This is a genomic window from Pseudomonas sp. Y24-6 (assembly GCF_020295325.1).
GTDB lineage: Bacteria > Pseudomonadota > Gammaproteobacteria > Pseudomonadales > Pseudomonadaceae > Aquipseudomonas > Aquipseudomonas gregormendelii.
In genome coordinates, this window is the sequence record NZ_JACBXG010000018.1 from 64,776 (window position 1) to 83,252 (window position 18,477).

Annotated in this window: 15 protein-coding genes; 12 read left to right on the forward strand and 3 right to left on the reverse strand. The window is 61.1% G+C overall.

Annotation, left to right across the window (positions count from 1 at the left end):
* Positions 1 to 301 precede the first annotated feature (301 nt).
* From HYI44_RS26290 to HYI44_RS26320, 7 genes are all read left to right on the forward strand, one after another.
* Positions 302 to 784, forward strand: coding sequence for a sigma-70 family RNA polymerase sigma factor (locus tag HYI44_RS26290; RefSeq protein WP_122838719.1), 483 nt, complete (start codon positions 302 to 304; stop codon positions 782 to 784).
* 142 nt (positions 785 to 926) lie between these two features.
* A complete protein-coding gene (locus HYI44_RS26295; RefSeq protein WP_225570903.1) occupies positions 927 to 2,264 on the forward strand; it encodes a lysine N(6)-hydroxylase/L-ornithine N(5)-oxygenase family protein in 1,338 nt (445 codons plus the stop codon).
* A 264-nt stretch (positions 2,265 to 2,528) separates the two neighbouring features.
* Entirely contained in the window at positions 2,529 to 3,155 is a 627-nt protein-coding gene (locus HYI44_RS26300) for a response regulator transcription factor (RefSeq protein ID WP_122838685.1), read from the forward strand.
* Positions 3,156 to 6,761, forward strand: coding sequence for a transporter substrate-binding domain-containing protein (locus HYI44_RS26305; protein ID WP_225570904.1), 3,606 nt, complete (start codon positions 3,156 to 3,158; stop codon positions 6,759 to 6,761).
* Between the two features lie 114 nt (positions 6,762 to 6,875).
* Positions 6,876 to 8,081, forward strand: coding sequence for an EAL domain-containing protein (locus HYI44_RS26310; protein WP_225570905.1), 1,206 nt, complete (start codon positions 6,876 to 6,878; stop codon positions 8,079 to 8,081).
* A gap of 113 nt (positions 8,082 to 8,194) precedes the next feature.
* Positions 8,195 to 8,608, forward strand: a complete 414-nt coding sequence (locus HYI44_RS26315) for a response regulator (protein ID WP_122838688.1) — start codon at positions 8,195 to 8,197, stop codon at positions 8,606 to 8,608.
* Between the two features lie 32 nt (positions 8,609 to 8,640).
* Positions 8,641 to 9,264 (forward strand): response regulator transcription factor, encoded by a 624-nt coding sequence (locus HYI44_RS26320; protein ID WP_225570906.1) that lies wholly within the window; start codon positions 8,641 to 8,643, stop codon positions 9,262 to 9,264.
* Between the two features lie 85 nt (positions 9,265 to 9,349).
* Here HYI44_RS26320 and HYI44_RS26325 read toward each other — a convergent pair whose 3' ends face one another.
* Positions 9,350 to 10,258 (reverse strand): LysR substrate-binding domain-containing protein, encoded by a 909-nt coding sequence (locus HYI44_RS26325; RefSeq protein WP_122838690.1) that lies wholly within the window; start codon positions 10,256 to 10,258, stop codon positions 9,350 to 9,352.
* A 104-nt stretch (positions 10,259 to 10,362) separates the two neighbouring features.
* Here HYI44_RS26325 and HYI44_RS26330 point away from each other — a divergent pair, with 104 nt between their 5' ends.
* The 4 genes from HYI44_RS26330 to HYI44_RS26345 all read left to right on the forward strand — a co-directional run bounded on the left by HYI44_RS26330 (position 10,363) and on the right by HYI44_RS26345 (position 14,224).
* Positions 10,363 to 11,229, forward strand: coding sequence for a pirin family protein (locus HYI44_RS26330; RefSeq protein WP_225570907.1), 867 nt, complete (start codon positions 10,363 to 10,365; stop codon positions 11,227 to 11,229).
* Between the two features lie 127 nt (positions 11,230 to 11,356).
* The gene (gene ycaC, locus HYI44_RS26335; RefSeq protein ID WP_122838692.1) at positions 11,357 to 11,980 is read left to right on the forward strand and encodes an isochorismate family cysteine hydrolase YcaC; all 624 of its coding nucleotides are present in this window, start codon (positions 11,357 to 11,359) and stop codon (positions 11,978 to 11,980) included.
* 138 nt (positions 11,981 to 12,118) lie between these two features.
* The gene (locus HYI44_RS26340) at positions 12,119 to 13,567 is read left to right on the forward strand and encodes a mechanosensitive ion channel domain-containing protein (protein WP_225570908.1); all 1,449 of its coding nucleotides are present in this window, start codon (positions 12,119 to 12,121) and stop codon (positions 13,565 to 13,567) included.
* A 216-nt stretch (positions 13,568 to 13,783) separates the two neighbouring features.
* Complete coding sequence (locus HYI44_RS26345) at positions 13,784 to 14,224, forward strand: carboxymuconolactone decarboxylase family protein (RefSeq protein WP_122838694.1); 441 nt, start codon at positions 13,784 to 13,786, stop codon at positions 14,222 to 14,224.
* A 968-nt stretch (positions 14,225 to 15,192) separates the two neighbouring features.
* Here HYI44_RS26345 and HYI44_RS26350 read toward each other — a convergent pair.
* Both HYI44_RS26350 and HYI44_RS26355 read right to left on the reverse strand, forming a co-directional pair.
* Positions 15,193 to 16,374, reverse strand: coding sequence for an acetyl-CoA C-acyltransferase family protein (locus tag HYI44_RS26350; RefSeq protein WP_045062634.1), 1,182 nt, complete (start codon positions 16,372 to 16,374; stop codon positions 15,193 to 15,195).
* A complete protein-coding gene (locus HYI44_RS26355; RefSeq protein WP_122838697.1) occupies positions 16,371 to 17,153 on the reverse strand; it encodes an enoyl-CoA hydratase in 783 nt (260 codons plus the stop codon). Before HYI44_RS26355 ends, HYI44_RS26350 begins: the two co-directional genes overlap by 4 nt.
* A gap of 211 nt (positions 17,154 to 17,364) precedes the next feature.
* Between HYI44_RS26355 and HYI44_RS26360 the strand changes: the two genes are divergently transcribed.
* Positions 17,365 to 18,468 (forward strand): polyamine ABC transporter substrate-binding protein, encoded by a 1,104-nt coding sequence (locus HYI44_RS26360; protein ID WP_045062637.1) that lies wholly within the window; start codon positions 17,365 to 17,367, stop codon positions 18,466 to 18,468.
* Positions 18,469 to 18,477: the final 9 nt, after the last annotated feature.

Consider the following 18,477-nt stretch of genomic DNA (forward strand, 5'->3'; position numbering starts at 1 on the left):
AATCGACCCGTCGTGCGCTCTGCCGGTGAGTATCCGGCGATAGTTGAACGCTGCCGGCAGGCCGGCAGAGACGGGGAGCTGTCCTTAATACGAGAAATGCCGCAGCGAATTTAGGCGCGGACACATGTGGGCACACATATAGACCATGACAATTTGTCGGGCAAGATCAAGCAATACTTTAAATCTATATGAGAATTACTATAAATTACGCGCCTCGCTCTGCCACTATCTTGCCACTGCCTATTTCGGCGGTCGGCGGGGTGGCTCAAGGATTGAATCCGCACCCATGCGGCTGGGAGTCATGTTGGAGAACTACTATCGGGAGCTGGTGTGTTTCCTGAACGCCAAGCTAGGCAACCGTCAGGTGGCTGAAGACGTGGTGCATGACGCCTATCTGCGTGTACTTGAACGCTCCAGCACCACACCGATCGAACAACCGCGGGCCTTTCTCTATCGCACTGCGCTCAACCTGGTGATCGACGATCACCGACGCAATGCCCTGCGCCAGGTCGAGTCGCTGGAAGTGCTCGATAGCGAGGAGCGCTACTTCACCCCATCGCCCCACAACAGCCTTGACCACGGCCAGCGCCTGGAGATGCTCCAGCGCGCCTTGTCGGAACTGCCCCGGCTGTGCCGGGAGAGCTTTATGCTGCGCAAGATCGATGGCCTGTCCCATCCCGAAATTGCCGAGCACCTGGGCATTTCCCGAGCCCTGGTGGAAAAACACATCGTCAATGCGATGAAACATTGCCGGGTGCGGATGCGGCAATGGGATGGCCATTGACCCTGACGCTCTCGTCAAGGGTAAGTATTAAATTTTGTTTCACTGTCCTCGTTTCCTATCAACAGACGACCTGGCACTCGCCGCCGAGGTCACTCAGCTTTTTCTCCCCGCTGTTGAGGGGCTCATCCAGAGGACACTGGAAATGACACAGGCAATTGCATCGCCCATCGTTCACGACCTGATTGGCGTCGGTTTCGGCCCTTCGAACCTGGCACTGGCCATCGCCTTGCAAGAGCGCGGGCCGACCCAGGGTGAACTGGACGTACTGTTCCTCGACAAACAGGCCGACTACCGCTGGCACGGCAATACCCTGGTCACCCAGAGCGAGCTGCAGATCTCCTTCCTCAAGGACCTGGTGACCCTGCGCAACCCCACCAGCCCTTACTCGTTCGTCAATTACCTCAAGCACCACGGGCGCCTGGTGGACTTCATCAACCTCGGCACTTTTTACCCGTGCCGCATGGAGTACAACGACTACCTGCGCTGGGTCGCCGCGCAGTTCGACGCGCAGAGCCGCTACGGTGAAGAAGTGCTGACCATCGAGCCGGTGCTGCACAACCAGCAGGTCGAGGCGCTGCGAGTGATCTCCCGTGACGCACAGGGCCAGCAGCACGTGCGCACCGCCCGTTCGGTGGTGGTCAGCGCCGGCGGGACCCCGCGCATCCCCGAGGCGTTCAGGTCACTCAAGGGCGATAGCCGGGTGTTCCATCATTCGCAATACCTGGCGCAGATGGCCCGTCAGCCTTGCGTGAACAACCAGCCAATGAGCATCGCGATCATTGGCGGCGGCCAGAGCGCGGCAGAAGCTTTTATCGATCTTAACGACAGCTTCCCGTCGGTGCAGGTGGACATGATCCTGCGCGGCTCGGCGTTGAAACCGGCGGATGACAGCCCCTTCGTCAACGAAGTGTTCTCGCCGGAATTCACCGACCTGGTGTTCCAGCAGGCCAGCACTGAACGTGAGCGGCTGGTGAACGAGTACCACAACACCAACTATTCGGTGGTGGACATTGACCTGATCGAGCGCATCTACGGCATTTTCTATCGCCAGAAAGTCTCCGGCATCGCCCGTCACGCTTTCCGCACCCTGACCACCATCGAAAAAGCCAGCGCCACCGAGCGCGGCATCGAGCTGGCGGTGCGCAACAACGCCACCGGTGAAGTCACGGTTCGCCTGTACGACGCCGTGGTGCTGGCCACCGGTTACGAACGCCAGATGCACCGCAAACTGCTGGCGCCGCTGGAACAATACCTGGGCGAGTTCGAGGTGGATCGCCACTACAAACTCATCACCGACGAGCGCTGCAAAGCGGGCATTTACATGCAGGGATTTTGTCAGGCCAGCCACGGACTGAGCGACACCTTGCTGTCAATCCTGCCGATTCGCGCAGACGAGATTGCCGGGTCGTTGTATGAGCATGGCAAGAATCGTGGGCATAGCCGCTCGGTGGTGGATTTGTTGTTGGCGACGGCTAGCTGAGATTCCAGAGGTTAGTTCCAAACGCTTCTGTGGGAGCAAAGCTGGCTCGCGATTTCTGTCAGGCATTCAACATTTGAGCTGACGGTTACACCGCCATCGCGAGCAAGCTTTGCTCCAACATCAATGATCCACCGCCAGCGCCCCTAGCCGCGCTCCTGCAGGGTTAGCGCGCCTGCAACCTATACCCCATCAAAAAAAACGCCATCAGGCAGCCATCGCCGCGCCCTCTCGCTACAATGCCCGTCATGTCTTGCAGAGGTGCTTATGGTCAAAGCGATGGTGGTAGACGATCACCCGTTCATTCGGGCATCAGTCTCAATGCTCCTGCAGCAGGAAAACATCGAGGTGATCGCCCAGGCCGGCAACGGCGCGGACGCCGTGCAACGTGCCCGCGAACTCGCCCCGGACCTGATCATCCTCGACATCGCCATGCCCAGGCTTGATGGCCTGCAAGTCATCAGCCGGATCATGACCGACCAACCGCATTGCAAAATCGTAGTACTGACCTCGCAATTGCCGATCTTCTACGCCATGCGCTGCATGAAGGCCGGTGCCGCCGGCTATATCTCCAAAAATGACGACCTCGATGAACTGGTCAGGGCCATCAAGGCCGTCCTGACCGGCTACACTTTCTTTCCAAACCTGGCGAGCAGCTCAGTGCGGCGCAGTGATGCCCAGGCCACTGACCTTGAACTGATCCAGAGCCTGTCCGATCGAGAACTGACGATTTTGCAGCAACTGTCCAACGGCATGAGCAATAAGGAGATCGGCGAAGCCATGCTGCTGAGCAGCAAGACCATCAGCACCTACAAGACCCGCCTGATCGAAAAACTCAACGTGAAGTCCGTGGTGTACCTCGCCGATTTCGCCAAGCGCAATCAGTTGGTGTGAATGAGTCGGGCATGGGGTAAATGGCTGGCCGTGGTGCTGTTGTCGGGCACCGTTCATTGCGTATGGGCCGTAGCAGCGCCGGTGGAAAACCTGCGGTTGCTGGGGCGTTCCCAGGTCGATGGCTACCAGGTGGCGCTCGATGAGCCTGACCGGCAATGGCTGCGTGACAAGGGCGTATTGGTGTTGGGCGCTTCGGCACCGGACTACCCGCCGTTTGGCATCACTGGCACCGGGCGTGACTATGAAGGGCTGACGGCCGACTACGCGGCATTGCTCGCCGAGCTGCTGCAGGTGCGCATCGAGGTGCGGCGTTATCCGTCCCGGGCGGATGTGGTGCACGCGGTCCAGCAGGGCGAAGTTGACCTGCTCGGGACGTCCAACGACTTCGAGGCGGCGGACCCGCAGCTGGTGATGTCCAGCCCCTACGCCGAAGACCAGCCGACCCTCGTCACCCGCATCGGCGATAGCCAGAACGCCACGCCGGACCTGGCTGGAAAACAGGTGGCGATGCTTTACCACTACCTGCCGCCGGAAGCCGTCAAGGCGCACTTTCCCAACGCCCGTTTGCAACTCTATCCCTCGACCTTGAGCGCGATCGGTGCGGTAGCCTTCGGCACGGCTGACGTCTACCTGGGCGACTCCATCAGCGCCAACTACCTGATCAACAAAAATTACCTGAACAACGTGCAATTGGCGGCTTTTCTCGACACCAACGTCAACGACTTCGCCTTTGCCGTGACCAGGGACAACCCGCGCCTGCTGCGCATCGTCAATGCGGCGCTGGCGGTGATTCCGGCGAGCGAGCGGTTGAGCATCCAGCGACGCTGGAGCGCGGGCGGGGCGAACATGAGCGGATTGCATGTGTTGCAATTCAGCGCCGCCGAACGGCGCTGGATGGAGCAGCATCCCCACGTCAAGGTGGCCATAGACGAGAGTTTCCTGCCGGTGTCGTTTTACGGTCAGGACGGCAAGTTTCGCGGCCTGGGTGCCGATGTGCTGGCCAAGGTCGCGCTGCGCACCGGGTTGAAGTTCGACATTCAGCGCCTGCACACCGTCCCCAGACTGATCCGGCAGGTCGAATCCGGCCGGGCGGACCTGCTGATCAGCCTGACCCCCAGCGCGGAGCGCGAGAAGTCCTTGCGGTTTACCCGTCCCTACCTCAGCACGCCGTACGTGCTGGTCAGCCGAACGTCCGGCGGCAATCCCGCAACCCTGGACGAAATGGCCAACAAACGCCTGGCGGTGATTCTCGGCACGCCCGTGCGCGACCAGTTGATCGAGCAGTACCCAGGCATTCAATTGATTGATGCCGACAACGCCGAGCACGCCATGACCCTGGTGGCCAACGGTCAGGCCGATGCCGCAGTCAGCGCACTGATCACCGCGCGCTACATGATTTCCCGGCAGTATCGCGACCGGCTGCGGATCACCAGCACGGTTGGCACCACTTCCGCCCGCTTGGGTTTCGCCACCGCCCGCGACGCCACAGAGCTGTATTCGATCCTCGACAAAACCCTGCTGAGTATTCCCCCCGACGAGCTGGACGAAGTGTCCAATCGCTGGGGCAGCGAAGTGGTGGTGGATGACAGCTATTGGCTACGGCATCGCGCGGCGATCATTCAGGGCTTTGCCCTGGCAGCCGTGTTGCTGTTGCTGGCACTGGGCTGGATCGCCTACCTGCGCCAGCTGATTGCCAAACGCAAGCAGGCGGAAGTGGCCCTCAGTGATCAGCTGGAATTCATGCGCGTGCTGATCGACGGCACGCCGCACCCGATCTACGTGCGCGACCGCCAGGCACGGCTGCTGATCTGCAATTCGGGTTACCTCGACGTGTTTGGCATCGAGCGCGACGAGGTGGTCGGCAAGACCGTGATCGAGGGTATGTTCGAGAACGTGCAGGAAGCGGCGGCCTACCATGAGAATTATTTGCAGGTGATGAAGGACGGCCGGCCCCAGGTCCAGGATCGCCAGCTGACCCTGGGCGCCAACGTGCTGACCATCTACCACTGGATGCTGCCTTACCGTACCAGTAACGGTGAAGTGAGTGGTCTGATCGGGGGCTGGATTGATATCAGCGAGCGCCAGCGCCTGGTGCAGGCGCTGCGCGAAGCCAAGGACGCCGCCGACGATGCGAACCGGGCGAAGACCACTTTTCTGGCCACGATGAGCCATGAGATCCGCACGCCAATGAACGCCGTGATCGGCATGCTGGAACTGGCAATGAAGAAGGCCGAGCAGGGGCTGACCGACCGTTTTGCCATCGAGGTGGCCTCAGGTGCCGCGCGCAGCCTGCTTGATCTGATCGGCGATATCCTGGATGTCTCGCGCATTGAGTCCGGACACTTGAGCCTGGCCCCGGAACGCGCCAACCTGGGTCAGCTGGTGATCGCCGTCACGCGTATTTTCGAGGGGCTGGCGCGACAGAAACACCTGCGCCTGAGCCTTGAGCTGGATGTTGCAGCCCATCGCGAGGTGCTGGTCGACCCGCTGCGCCTCAAGCAGATCATCTCCAATCTGTTGAGCAACGCCATCAAGTTCACCGAAGCTGGCGAGGTCTGTCTGCAAGTCAGGGTTCATCCAGGGCCAGACGAGCGTCTGACGCTGCATCTGCAGGTTGCCGACACCGGCATCGGCATTAGCGATGAGGATCAGCAACGGTTGTTCAGCCCATTCACCCAGGCGAGCAATAATCGCCAGTCGGCGCGCAGCGGCTCGGGCCTTGGGTTGGTCATCAGCCGCACGTTGTGCGAGATGATGGGCGGCCAGCTGACGTTGCACAGCCATGTGGGGAAGGGCACCCGGGTCGACGTTGTCCTGGATCTGCCCACGCTGCAACCTCGGCATGAGCCAGCGCCGGTGCCGGTCGCACCGGCACCGGCGCATCGTGCGTTGAGTATCCTGATAGTCGACGATTACCCGGCGAACCGCTTGCTGCTGTCTCAGCAACTGAGCTACCTCGGCCACCGGGTGCGGGATGCCGAAGACGGCGCGCAGGGTTTGCGCGCATGGCGCAGCCTGCCTTTTGATGTGGTCATCAGCGACTGCAACATGCCGGTCATGACAGGCTACGAACTGGCCCGGGCGATCCGCCAGGAAGAGCGCGACAAGGGCCTCGCGCCCAGCCTCATCCTGGGATTTACCGCCAATGCACAAGCCGAGGAAAAGCAGCGCTGCCTGGATGCCGGCATGGATGACTGCCTGTTCAAGCCGATCAGCCTCGAGGACCTCGGCGCCCGGCTGTCGAGCCTCGCCCCGAGTGCCGAGCAGGCAGCCACCCCGCTCACGGACGAGATTGACTTGGCCGGGCTGCACCAGTTGACCCGGGGCGACGAGGCCTCCATCAAGCGCCTGCTGGATGACCTGGCGTCCAGCAACGATGACGATATGGCGCGGTTGATGCGGTTGTTCACGCAAAACGACGTGCCGGGGCTGGCGAGCCTGGCTCACCGCATCAAGGGCGGTGCGCGAATCATCAAGGCTCAGGGGCTGATCGGCGCATGCGAGCGTCTGGAAACGGCTTGCGAGGTGGTGAACCCGGCGCAGTTAACCGAGGCCGTTGACGAGTTGCATCAGGCGATGGAGCGACTGGCGCAGCGGTTGGCGTGACCGCACTCAGACATCATCAGGAAACACTTGGGAAATTTCCTACAAGGTTTGGGGCGTTTCCTAAATATGATCCGCTGGATAATCGTCTTCCCTTCCAAGACGAGTCGAGATGACATGACCTGCCCGCCACCGCGCGTTCTGATACTCGAAGACCACGCCTTTCAACGTTCAGTGGCCGTGAGCATGTTCCGGCAGGCAGGCTGTCGCGAGGTGTTCGAAGCTTGCGACGGAGCGCAGGCGCTGGCCATCCTGCAGGAGGTGGGGCCGGTCGACATCGCCCTGTGCGATTTGCAGATGGAAGGCATGGACGGCCTGGAGTTCTTTCGCCGCCTGGGGGCCAGCGGGCAGGTCAGGTCGATCATCATCAGCAGTTCGCTCTCGGCGGACCTGCGGCGGGCGGTGCACCAGATCGTCTCCCTGCTGGGGCTCGAGTTACTGGGGGATGTCGGCAAACCACTGCACCCCCAGGCGCTGCGCGAGTTGCTCGACAAACACCCGAGCCATCGGCCGGTGACATGCGCGCCGGCAACGCCGTTGCTTCTGGCCAGCGAGGAGGAGGTGAATGCAGCGCTCGCTCTAGGACAGATCCAGTCCTGGTACCAGCCCAAATTCCATCTGCACACCGGCCAGGTCTGCGGCGTCGAGGTGCTCAGCCGCTGGTTGCACCCACAAAGGGGCGTGCTGTCGCCGGCGGTGTACCTGCCGATACTGGAGCGGAACGGGCAGATGGACCGGCTGCTGTTCGCCCAGCTGGAACAGGCGCTGATGCTGCAGCGGGCCGCAGCAAGCCGCGGTTTTACCCTGAACATGGCGTTCAACCTGCAAACCACGCAACTGGCCGACAGCGAACTGACGGCCAGCATCCGGCGTCTCTTGCTCCGCCATGGCATGCCGGGCTCCGGATTAACCTTCGAACTCACCGAAAGCGGTTTGCTGCAGGCCCCCGCCACCAGCCTGGAGAACCTGGTGCGCCTGAGAATGATGGGTTGCCGGCTGTCCATCGACGACTTCGGTGCCGGGTTCTCTTCATTGCAGCGCCTGTGTCAGCTGCCTTTCAACGAGATCAAGCTCGACGCCGAATTCGTCCGCGGCCTGGCGCACGAGCCGCGCTGTCGGGCAGCCATCACCAGCACCCTGGCGCTGGGGGACAGTCTGGGCATGTCGGTGGTTATCGAAGGCATCGAGACCGATGCGCAGCGCCTGCACCTGATGTCGCTCGGCTGTGTTCAGGGGCAGGGCTACTGGTTTGCACGCCCCATGAGTGGCGAGGATTTGCTGGCCTGGTTGCAGCTGCACGGCCAATCCCCAGGCGGTCGCTGATGGCGATGCGTAGACAAATGCAGTGGGAGTTTCGGAAAAGTCCTACATAAAGCACCGTCTCGCATGCGTAGCCTTGCGTCATCTCGAATTTGACACCCTGCTGGGGGCCTACTTTGTCGAACAAAGCCTTGCGTATCCTGATTGCCGACGAGCAGCATTTTCAGCGCATGAGAATCGAACGGCTGTTCAATCAGCTCGACTATTACCGGGTCGCACCGGTTCACAGCCTTGAGGAACTGCTGACGCTGGTCGAGTACGGTTGCGAGCCGTTCGACCTGGTGGTGATCAACGCTTCGATGGCAGGTGATGCCTTTAACCTGCTGGATTTCTTTCGTGACAATGCCCAGGTTCGCCACGCCTTCATCTATGAAGGCCAGCGTGCACGGCTGCCGCCGACTCCCGACGGTGAGCAGCAGAACATCCAGGTCAGCCACACATCCCTGCCGGATCTGGCTTCGATCAGCCGCCTGATGGCGCTGATCGATCGTCGCCTACCGTCCGCCGGGACAGGCATTTCTGTCAGGTAGGTCAATCGTCGTGTTTTGTACATGGAGTCGTGATGAAGTCAGCACTGATTGTGGACGATCATCCGGTGGTTCGCGCCGCAGTCAAAATCGTGCTCCAACAGGAAGGTTTTCAGCGGATTTACGAGGCCAGTTGCGGTAACGAGGTCATGGCGATGGTCCGCGAGCACCAACCGGACGTGGTGGTGCTGGATATTTCCCTGCCCGAGCTCGACGGGCTGGAAGTACTGGCAAGGCTTCACGACAGTGGCGAGCGATGCCCGGTGGTGGTCTTCTCCGCCCACGAGGCGATGCTCTTCCAGGACCGATGCATTCGCGCCGGTGCCGCGGCCTACGTCGCCAAGTCGAACGACCTGCAGCATTTGCACAAGGCCATACACGCGGTTACGGTCGGCTACACCTATTTTGCCCAGCTCTCGACCGCGGTTTCGCTCAGGACATCGCAATGCAGTGAAAAGCAGCGGATAGATGTCCTGTCCAGTCGTGAACTGACCATCTGTCGCTACCTGGCCATGGGCATATCAAACAAGCAGATCGCCGAAAACCTGCACCTGAGCCACAAGACCGTGAGCACCTACAAGACGCGGCTGATTAAAAAACTCGACGTCAAATCGGCGGTCCACCTGCGGGATTTCGCCTTGCGCAACCGCTTGATCTGAGTGAACGTCTTCCTGCATGGGCGTCGCCTGGCAACAGGCATACAGCGCCTGGAAATCAGCCTCGCTCAGTTTGAAGGCCCGTGCCCTAAGCAATATCCGCATGACTGAACTCCTCCCCAAGAAAATCAATCAAGGCCCGCACCGACGGCAGCAAACCGCGACGCGACGGAAAAATCGCGTGGACGATTCCGCACTTTGGCGCCCATCCCGGCACCAGCTCCATCAGGTGCCCGGCAGCAATGTCGTCGCGCACCACCACGCTGGGCAAATGCGCCACGCCGACGCCTGCCAGCACCGCATGGCGCAAGGCCAACAAGTCGTCAGTGACCATGCGCGGCGCATGCCGGATCAACGCGCTGGCGCCCTCTGCGCCAAACAGCTCCCACTGGTAATCACGCTGCGCCGCGCCCCAGTGCACGCTCGGCAAGCCGCTGAGGTCCGCCGGGGTGGCAGGGGATGACAGGCGTTCGGCGAAGGCCGGGCTGCCCACCAGGCACTGAGTGCTGTTGCCCAGCACCTTCATCACCATGTCGGTATTTTCCAGTGGCGGGAAGCGCACGCGCAGGGCGATGTCGAAGCCCTCGTGAATCAGGTCGACCCGGCGGTTGGTGCTCTCGATGAACAGCTCGACCAGCGGGTACTTGAGCATGTAGCGGGTCAGCATCGGCCCGACCCAGGAATTGAGCAGGGCGGTAGGGCAGCTGATGCGCACCAGGCCCTGGGGTTCGGAGCGGTTGCGCTCGATCAGTTCGGCAGCACTCTCCGCTTCCACCCGCATGGCCAGGCAACGCTGGTAATAGGCCTGGCCGATTTCGGTCAGCGAACAATGCCGGCTGGTGCGATGCAGCAGGCGTACACCCAGGCGCTCTTCAAGCTCGGCGATGCGCCGGCTGAGCTTGGACTTGGGCATGTCCAGCGCACGTCCGGCCGCAGCAAACCCACCATGCTCCACCACCTGGGTGAAGTAATAAAGGGTGTTGAGATCTTCCACCATCGTTCTCCAAATAGAACGCTATGACTGATTTTTGCAGTCTAGCGCACCAAAGGCTTCGGTTTTAAGCTTTATCCATCGCAGCAAACCACAGATTCGGAGGCCACATGAAAAACATCATCGGTATTTACACCAGCCCGCGCGGTCATTGGGTCGGTGACGGTTTTCCGGTCCGCACGCTGTTTTCCTATGACAACCTGGGCAAGCACATCAGCCCGTTTCTGCTGCTGGATCACGCCGGTCCTGCTGAATTCAGCCCGACCACGGCGCGCCGCGGCGTTGGTCAGCATCCGCACCGCGGCTTCGAGACCGTGACGATCGTCTACAAGGGCGAAGTGGAACACCGTGATTCCACTGGCAGTGGCGGCAAAATCGGTCCGGGTGACGTGCAATGGATGACTGCGGCTTCGGGGATTCTCCATGAAGAGTTTCACTCCCAAGCCTTTGCCAAAAGCGGCGGCACCCTGGAAATGGTGCAGCTGTGGGTCAACCTGCCGGCCAGGGACAAAATGGCCGACGCCGGTTACCAGACGATTCTTGACGGCGACATCCCGGCCATCGCGCTGAAAAACGATGCCGGCAGCCTGCGCCTGATCGCCGGGGAATTCGACGGCCAAACCGGCCCGGCGCGCACCTTCACCCCGATCGACGTCTGGGACCTGCGCCTCAAGGCGAGCAAGCCGCTGACCCTGGACCTGCACGAAGGCCGCAATACGGCGCTGGTGGTGTTGCGTGGCACGGTTCAGGTCAACGGCCAGGAACGGGTCCGAGAAGGCCAGCTTGTTCTGTTTGGCCGCGATGGTCACCAGCTCAGCCTGGAAGCCAATAGCGACGCGGTGGTGTTGCTGCTCAGCGGCGAGCCCATCGACGAACCCGTCGTCGGCCATGGTCCGTTCGTGATGAACAGCGAGCAGGAAATCCACCAGGCCTTTGCTGACTTTCAATCGGGCCGCTTCGGCCGGATGAGCGGTTGAACTCAATGCTGCACCGCTGTGGCGCGGCCGGGTCGTGTGACTACGCTTGCCTGACCGCGATGTAAACAAAAAAACCGAAATCACTGCGCCGGCTTGATCGGCATCGATAAATAGCGAGGATTACCCCATGACTACTTCCTACAAACGTCTCGACAAGGATAACGCCGCGGTTCTGTTGGTCGACCATCAAGCTGGCTTGCTGTCGCTGGTGCGCGACATTGATCCGGATCGTTTCAAGAACAATGTGCTGGCCCTGGCCGACCTGGCCAAGTACTTCAAGCTGCCGACCATCCTGACCACCAGCTTTGAAACCGGCCCGAACGGCCCGCTGGTGCCGGAGCTCAAGGCACTGTTCCCCGACGCGCCCTACATCGCTCGTCCTGGCCAGATCAATGCCTGGGACAATGAAGATTTCGTCAAGGCGATCAAGGCGACCGGCAAGAAGCAGTTGATCATCGCCGGTGTGGTGACCGAAGTCTGCGTGGCATTCCCGGCGCTGTCGGCCCTGGCTGAAGGCTTTGAAGTTTTCGTGGTGACCGACGCTTCCGGCACGTTCAACGAACTGACCCGGCAATCGGCCTGGGATCGCATGTCGTCCTCCGGCGCGCAGTTGATGACCTGGTTCGGCCTGGCCTGCGAGCTGCATCGCGACTGGCGCAACGACGTGGAAGGCCTGGCCACTCTGTTCTCCAACCACATCCCGGACTACCGCAACCTGATGACCAGCTACAACACGCTGACCAGCAAGTAAGCGCGCCCATCGCCCCTTGTAGGAGCTTGCGAAGGCTGCGATCTTTTGATCTTTCGAGATTCCAAAAGATCGCAAGCTTCGCCAGCTCCTGCAATGCGTGCGATGGTTGCGTAAATGAGTCCCTGCCGGAGCCGCTCGATGCTGTCATTGCTCACCGATCACCCGTTGTTCTGTGCGCTGGCCCTGATCCTCATCGATTTGGGGTTGTGGCGCCTGATCAGTGCCAATGGCAGCCAGTGGAAACTCGTGGCGCGGCTGGTGATCTTTTCGCTGTTCAGCGTCCTGCTGTTCAACGAAGGCTTGAACCCTCTGGAACCGGCGCCCTGGGCCGACAATGTGCCGTTGCACCTGGCCGCAACCGGCTTGCAAATCGGTTGGTGGCTGTTCGGCGCACGCACGCTCACGGTATTGATTGGCGCGGTGATGATGCAGCGGGTCGGGCACACCGGTCGCCTGCTTCAGGATCTGCTTGGGGCAGTGATTTTTCTCATCGCCATCATCGCCGCCCTGGCCTACGTGCTGGATTTGCCGGTCAAGGGTGTACTGGCCACCTCCGGCGCCCTGGCGATCATCGTCGGCCTGGCGTTGCAAAGCACCTTGAGCGACGTGTTTTCCGGGATCGTCCTCAACACCACCAAACCCTATCAACTCGATGACTGGATCTCCATTGACGGCACCGAAGGCCGGGTGACCGACATCGACTGGCGCGCCACACGCCTGCAGACCTCCCAGGGCAGCATGGCGGTGATTCCCAATTCGCTGGCGGCCAAGGCCAAGATCATCAATTTCAGCCGGCCAACTGACATGTTTGGCGTCTCCATCAGCCTGCAACTGAGCCCGCACGCGCGCCCGCAGAAAATCATCGATGCCCTGGAGCGAGCCATGCAGGGCTGCCGCTATTTGTTGGACAAACCTGCGCCGTGCGTCGCGCTCAAAGGCTCCAGTGCCGCCGGCGTGGAGTATGAGATCAGCGGCTTCGTGGCGTCGATGGAGCACAAGCGCATGGTGCGTAATCTGCTGTTCGACCTGGCGTTCCGCCATTTGCAGGCCTCGGGTGTAAGCCTGCTGTCGAGCGTCGAATCCAATGCGCCTGCCGGGCTGTCACGGCCACTGGCATTGCTGGACAGCTCGAGCATCTTCTCGACCCTGCGTCAGGAAGAAAAGGACACCTTCAGCCAGAACATGAAGCTGCAGAACTTCCGCGCCGGCGAACTGATCCTTCCGGCGGGTGAGGTCAGCGACCATCTGTTCATCATCGAATCCGGCGTGGTGTCGGTCGAGCTGAGCCGTGATGGCATCAGGTTCGAGTCCGGGCGCATGGGGCCGGGTGAAGTAATCGGCGAAGGCGGCATACTCTCCGATACCGCGCTGCCGGCGGACTTCACCGCCAAGACCTTCTGCAGCCTGTACCGCATCGAAAAGGACTACCTGAAACCCTGCCTCGACGCGCGCCACGACATCAGCGAGGCGATGACGGCGCTGCTGGATTACCGCCTGGAAAAAGCCCGAACCCTGACCATGGAAACGCCCAAGGCGGTGGAGAAAAAAGGGTTCCTGCAATGGCTGCGGCGCCGCAGCGAAAGCTAACCAGCGCTCTCGTTGCCTGTACTGATGCTAACACCCACAGTTGACCGTTCTCCCGTCACCCCGTCCCTCCTGTGGGAGCGAGCCTGCTCGCGATGAGGCCATCACCGTCACCGCACACTCACCAATGGCCTACCCAACTTCTGAAACATTGGCTATTTGAGCAACCCACCGAGGGGTTTAACGTAGCTCCACCTTCACTTGTTCCCGGAGCCCGTCATGAAACCTCGCATCGATTTCTACACCGCTTCCCCAGACGCACTCAAAGCCATGATCGCGCTGGAAACCGCCGTCTCGAAACTGCCGCTGGAAAAGACCCTGATCGAACTCGTCAAGCTACGTACCTCGCAAATCAACGGCTGCGCCTTCTGCCTGGACATGCACAGCGCCGATGCGCGCAAAGGCGGCGAAGCCGAGCGTCGCCTGTACACGCTGTCGGCCTGGCGTGAAACCCCGTTCTTCACCCCGCGCGAACGCGCCGCACTGGCCTGGACCGAGTCCCTGACCCTGCTCAGCCAGACCCATGCGCCGGATGAAGACTACGAACAACTGGCCGCCGAGTTCAGCGCCAAGGAAATGGTCGACCTGACGGTGGCGATTACCACGATCAACAGCTGGAACCGCCTGGCGGTAGGCTTTCGCAAGATGCCGCAGGACTGAGGAACGCCTTAAGCAGGCAGTCAGGACTTTTGTAGGAGCGAGCTTGCTCGCGAAAGACCGGAGGGCGCTGCGGGTGTCAGGTGACCAGTGTCATCGTTAACGACCATCGCGAGCAAGCTCGCTCCTACAGGGTATTGGTGGTGGATGCAGCATTTGTGTACGGCGGACATCTCTGTGGGAGTGAGCCTGCTCGCGATGGCGTCTGCGGATTCGACATTGATGTGGCAGGGAGATTGACATCGCGAGCAGCCTCGCTCCCACAGGGTATTGGTGGTGGACGCAGCATTTGTGTTCGGCGCAGATCACTGTGGGAGCCGCGCTTGCCCGCGATGGCGTCTGCGGATTCGACAGTGATGTGGCAGGGAGATTGTCATCGCGAGCAGCCTCCCTCCCTCAGGGTATTGCTGGTGGAAGCAGCATTTGTGTTCGGCGCACATCACTGTGGGAGCCGGGCTTGCCCGCGATGGCGTCTGCGGATTCGACATTGATGTGGCAGGGAGATTGTCATCGCGAGCAGCCTCCCTCCCACAGGGTATTGATGGTGGAAGCAGCATTTGTGTTCGGCGCAGATCACTGTGGGAGCCGGGCTTGCCCGCGATGGCGTCTGCGGATTCGACATTGATGTGGCAGGGAGATTGCCATCGCGAGCAGGCTCGCTCCCACAGGGTATTGGTGGTGGACGCAGCATTTGTGTTAGGCGCAGATCACTGTGGGAGCCGGGCTTGCCCGCGATGGCGTCTGCGGATTCGACATTGATGTGGCAGGGAGATTGCCATCGCGAGCAGGCTCGCTCCCACAGGGTATTGGTGGTGGACGCAGCATTTGTGTTAGGCGCAGATCACTGTGGGAGCCGGGCTTGCCCACGATGGCGTCTGCACATTCAACATTGAGGTGACTGGGGAAGACAGTGGCTCCCACATTGGATATTCGCCCGGCTAGGGCGCAGTGTGGGAGCCGTGCAGAGGTGCTTAGACCCGCTCAAATATCGCTGCAATGCCCTGGCCGCCGCCAATGCACATCGTCACCAGCGCATACCGGCCGTTGATGCGGTGCAGCTCATGGATGGCCTTGGTCGCAATAATTGCCCCCGTCGCGCCTACAGGGTGCCCCAGCGCAATGCCCGAGCCATTTGGATTGACCTTGGCCGGATCAAGGCCGAGCTCCTGGCTGACTGCGCAAGCCTGGGCGGCGAAGGCGATGTTGGCCTCGACCACATCCATATCCTGCACTGAGAGCCCCGCACGCTTTAGCGCCAGGCGCGTTGCGGGGATGGGGCCCAGGCCCATGAGTTCGGGCTCGACACCCGCATGGGCATAGCTGACCAGGCGCGCCAGCGGGCGCAGGCTGTTGCGCTGCACCGCGTCCCCGGTGGCCATCACCAATGCCGCAGCGCCATCGTTCAACCCCGAAGCGTTGCCCGCCGTTACCGAACCGTCCTTCTTGAACGCCGGCTTCATCTGCGCCAGCTGTTCCAGGGTGGTCGCCCGAGGATGTTCGTCGACGTTGAACAGAATGGTTTCCTTGCGCCCCTGGATTTCTACTGTCGCGATCTGTTCGTTGAAATACCCGTTGGCAATGGCAAAGGCTGCGCGCTTTTGATCCTCCAGGGCGAGGGCGTCCTGCATTTCGCGGGTAATGCCGTTGCGCGCCGCGACGTTCTCGGCGGTGATGCCCATATGGATGCCGTGGAATGGGTCATGCAGGATACCCAGCATGTAGTCGACGGCCTGCACGTTGCCCATACGCGCACCCCAGCGCGCTGACGGCAGCAGGTATGGCCCGCGGCTCATGGACTCGGCACCGGCGCCGATGGCGATTTCGGCATCGCCGAGCAGCAGCGTCTGGGCCGCGCTAATAATGGCTTGCAAACCAGAGCCGCACAGGCGATTGACGTTGTAGGCGGGCGTCTCCTTGGGGATGCCGGCGTTCATTGCCGCTACACGGGAAATGTAGGCGTCGCGGGTTTCGGTGGGGATCACGTTACCCATCACCAGATGGCCGACCTGCGCCGGATCGACGCCGGAGCGTTGCAGGGCGGCCTTGACCGCAGTGGTCGCCAGATCGGCCGGTGGCACGTCCTTGAGCGAACCGCCAAAAGTACCAATGGCGGTGCGGGCGGCGCTGACGACAAAAACTTCTGGAGTGTTCATGGGGGTGTTCCTTTCGACGGATTCTTTTCAGTGCTGCGATTGAGCAGGGCGCTCAGCGCTGTTTGCGCTTCCTGGGTGTTCAGGCGTTCGATAAACAGAAGGTTTTCCTGGCGGATCGTCGCTTGCAGTTCCGCCAGCGAGGCCTGCTTGAGCAATTGCCGGGACTGGCGCAATGCACCTTGCGGCAATGCCAGCAGACGTTGGGCCAGTTGCCGCGCGGCGGTCAGGCATTGCGGGCCGTCCTCGCACAGTTCGTTGGCCAGGCCCCACTGCACCGCGTCGGCGCCGCCCAGGATTTCTCCCAGCAGCAGCAAACGAGCGGCGCGGGCGTGGCCAAGCAACCGCGGCAACAGCAGGGTGGCGCCGAATTCCGGGCACAGGCCGATGTTCACGAACGGCATGCGCAACTTGGCATTACGGCTGACCACCACCTGATCGCAGTGCAGCAGCAAGGTCGTGCCAATGCCAATGGCCGCGCCACATACCGCCGCGATCAACGGCGTTTGCAACTGGGTCACCACCCCCATCAGGCGAAATGCCGGGCTGTCCAGGTGAGTGGGCGGGTACTGCAGGAAATCCACCAGGTCATTGCCGCTGGTGAAACAGCTGTCGCCACCGGTGATGATGACCACGCCGATGGCCGGGTCCTCGTCTGCGGCCTGCAACAGGTCGGCGAGCTGCGTGTACATGGCGTTGTTCAGCGCGTTGAGCTTGTCGGGACGGTCAAACGTAAGCGTCAGTACGCCGGCGTCGCGGTCCTGTTTGATCAGATCGTTCATAAGCGACTCTGTGGTTCGATGCATCGGCCACTCTAAGCGTGGGACCTGCACCGGATCTATGACAAAACGGGTCAACGCACCTGCTTCTTTTTGCCATGTTGCAAGGCCGTGAGATTGGCGACACACCCATTCGGGGTATGGTGCCGCCGCCCTGATCGCTCGATAGTGGCTGCATCCGCTCATTTAGAACGCTTGAGAAGGTGAATTTGCCATGCGCAAGGCTTTCAAGTTGATGTTCAGTGTGATCCTGGTTCCTTTGTCACTCAATGTGCACGCCGCCGAAGTCGACGGTGCGAAAACGCTGCGGTTGTACAACTGGGCGGATTACATTGGCGAGAAAACCCTTTCCGACTTTGAAAAAGCCAGCGGCATCAAGGTCATCTACGACACCTTCGATGCCTACGAAACGGTCCAGGCAAAGCTGCTCACCGGACACTCCGGCTATGACCTGGTGGTGCTCAACGCGTCCCTCGCGCCGCCCCTGATCCAGGCGAAAGTATTCCAGCCGCTGGACAAGAAATTATTGCCGGGCTGGAACAACCTTGACCCCAAGGTGCTGCAGGACCTGCAGGGATTCGACGCCGGCACGCAGTATTCCGCGCCCTACACCTGGGGCAGCAACGGCATCACCTACAACGTCGACAAGATCAGGGAGCGCATGCCGGATGCGCCGATCGGCTCGCTGGCAATGATCTTCGATCCCAAGATTGTCTCGCGCTTCGCCGACTGCGGCGTGACCTTGGTGGATGCCCCGACCGAAGTGATTCCCCTGGCCCTGAAGTACCTCGGCCGCGACCCGCGCAGTGCCGCGCCGGCGGACCTGAAGGCCGCGCAGGAACTGCTGTTGTCAGTGCGCCCCTTCATTCGCAAGTTCGACTCTGTCAACTACCTGACCAGCCTGCCCAATGGCGATGTGTGCATGGCCATGACCTGGTCCGGCGACTACGCCACGGCCATGGCGCGCGCCGAGGAGGCCAAGCTGAAGATCAACCTGGCGTACTTCATCCCCAGGGAAGGTTCGCTGATCTGGTTCGACAACCTGTACATCCCGGCCGATGCGCCGCACGTCGCCAATGCGCACAAGTTCCTCGACTACCTGATGCAGCCTCAGGTGATGGCCGATGTCACCGATTACATCCACTACGCCAACAGCAACGCGGCTGCCACGCCCCTGGTGAACGCCGAAGTGCGCAACAACCTGGCGATTTATCCCGATGACGAGACCCGCGCGCGGCTGTTTCCACAGAAGACTCAGGACGCCAAGGACATGCGCGCGATGACGCGAGTCTGGAGCACGGTGAAAAGCGGGATTTGAGCGTTCAAC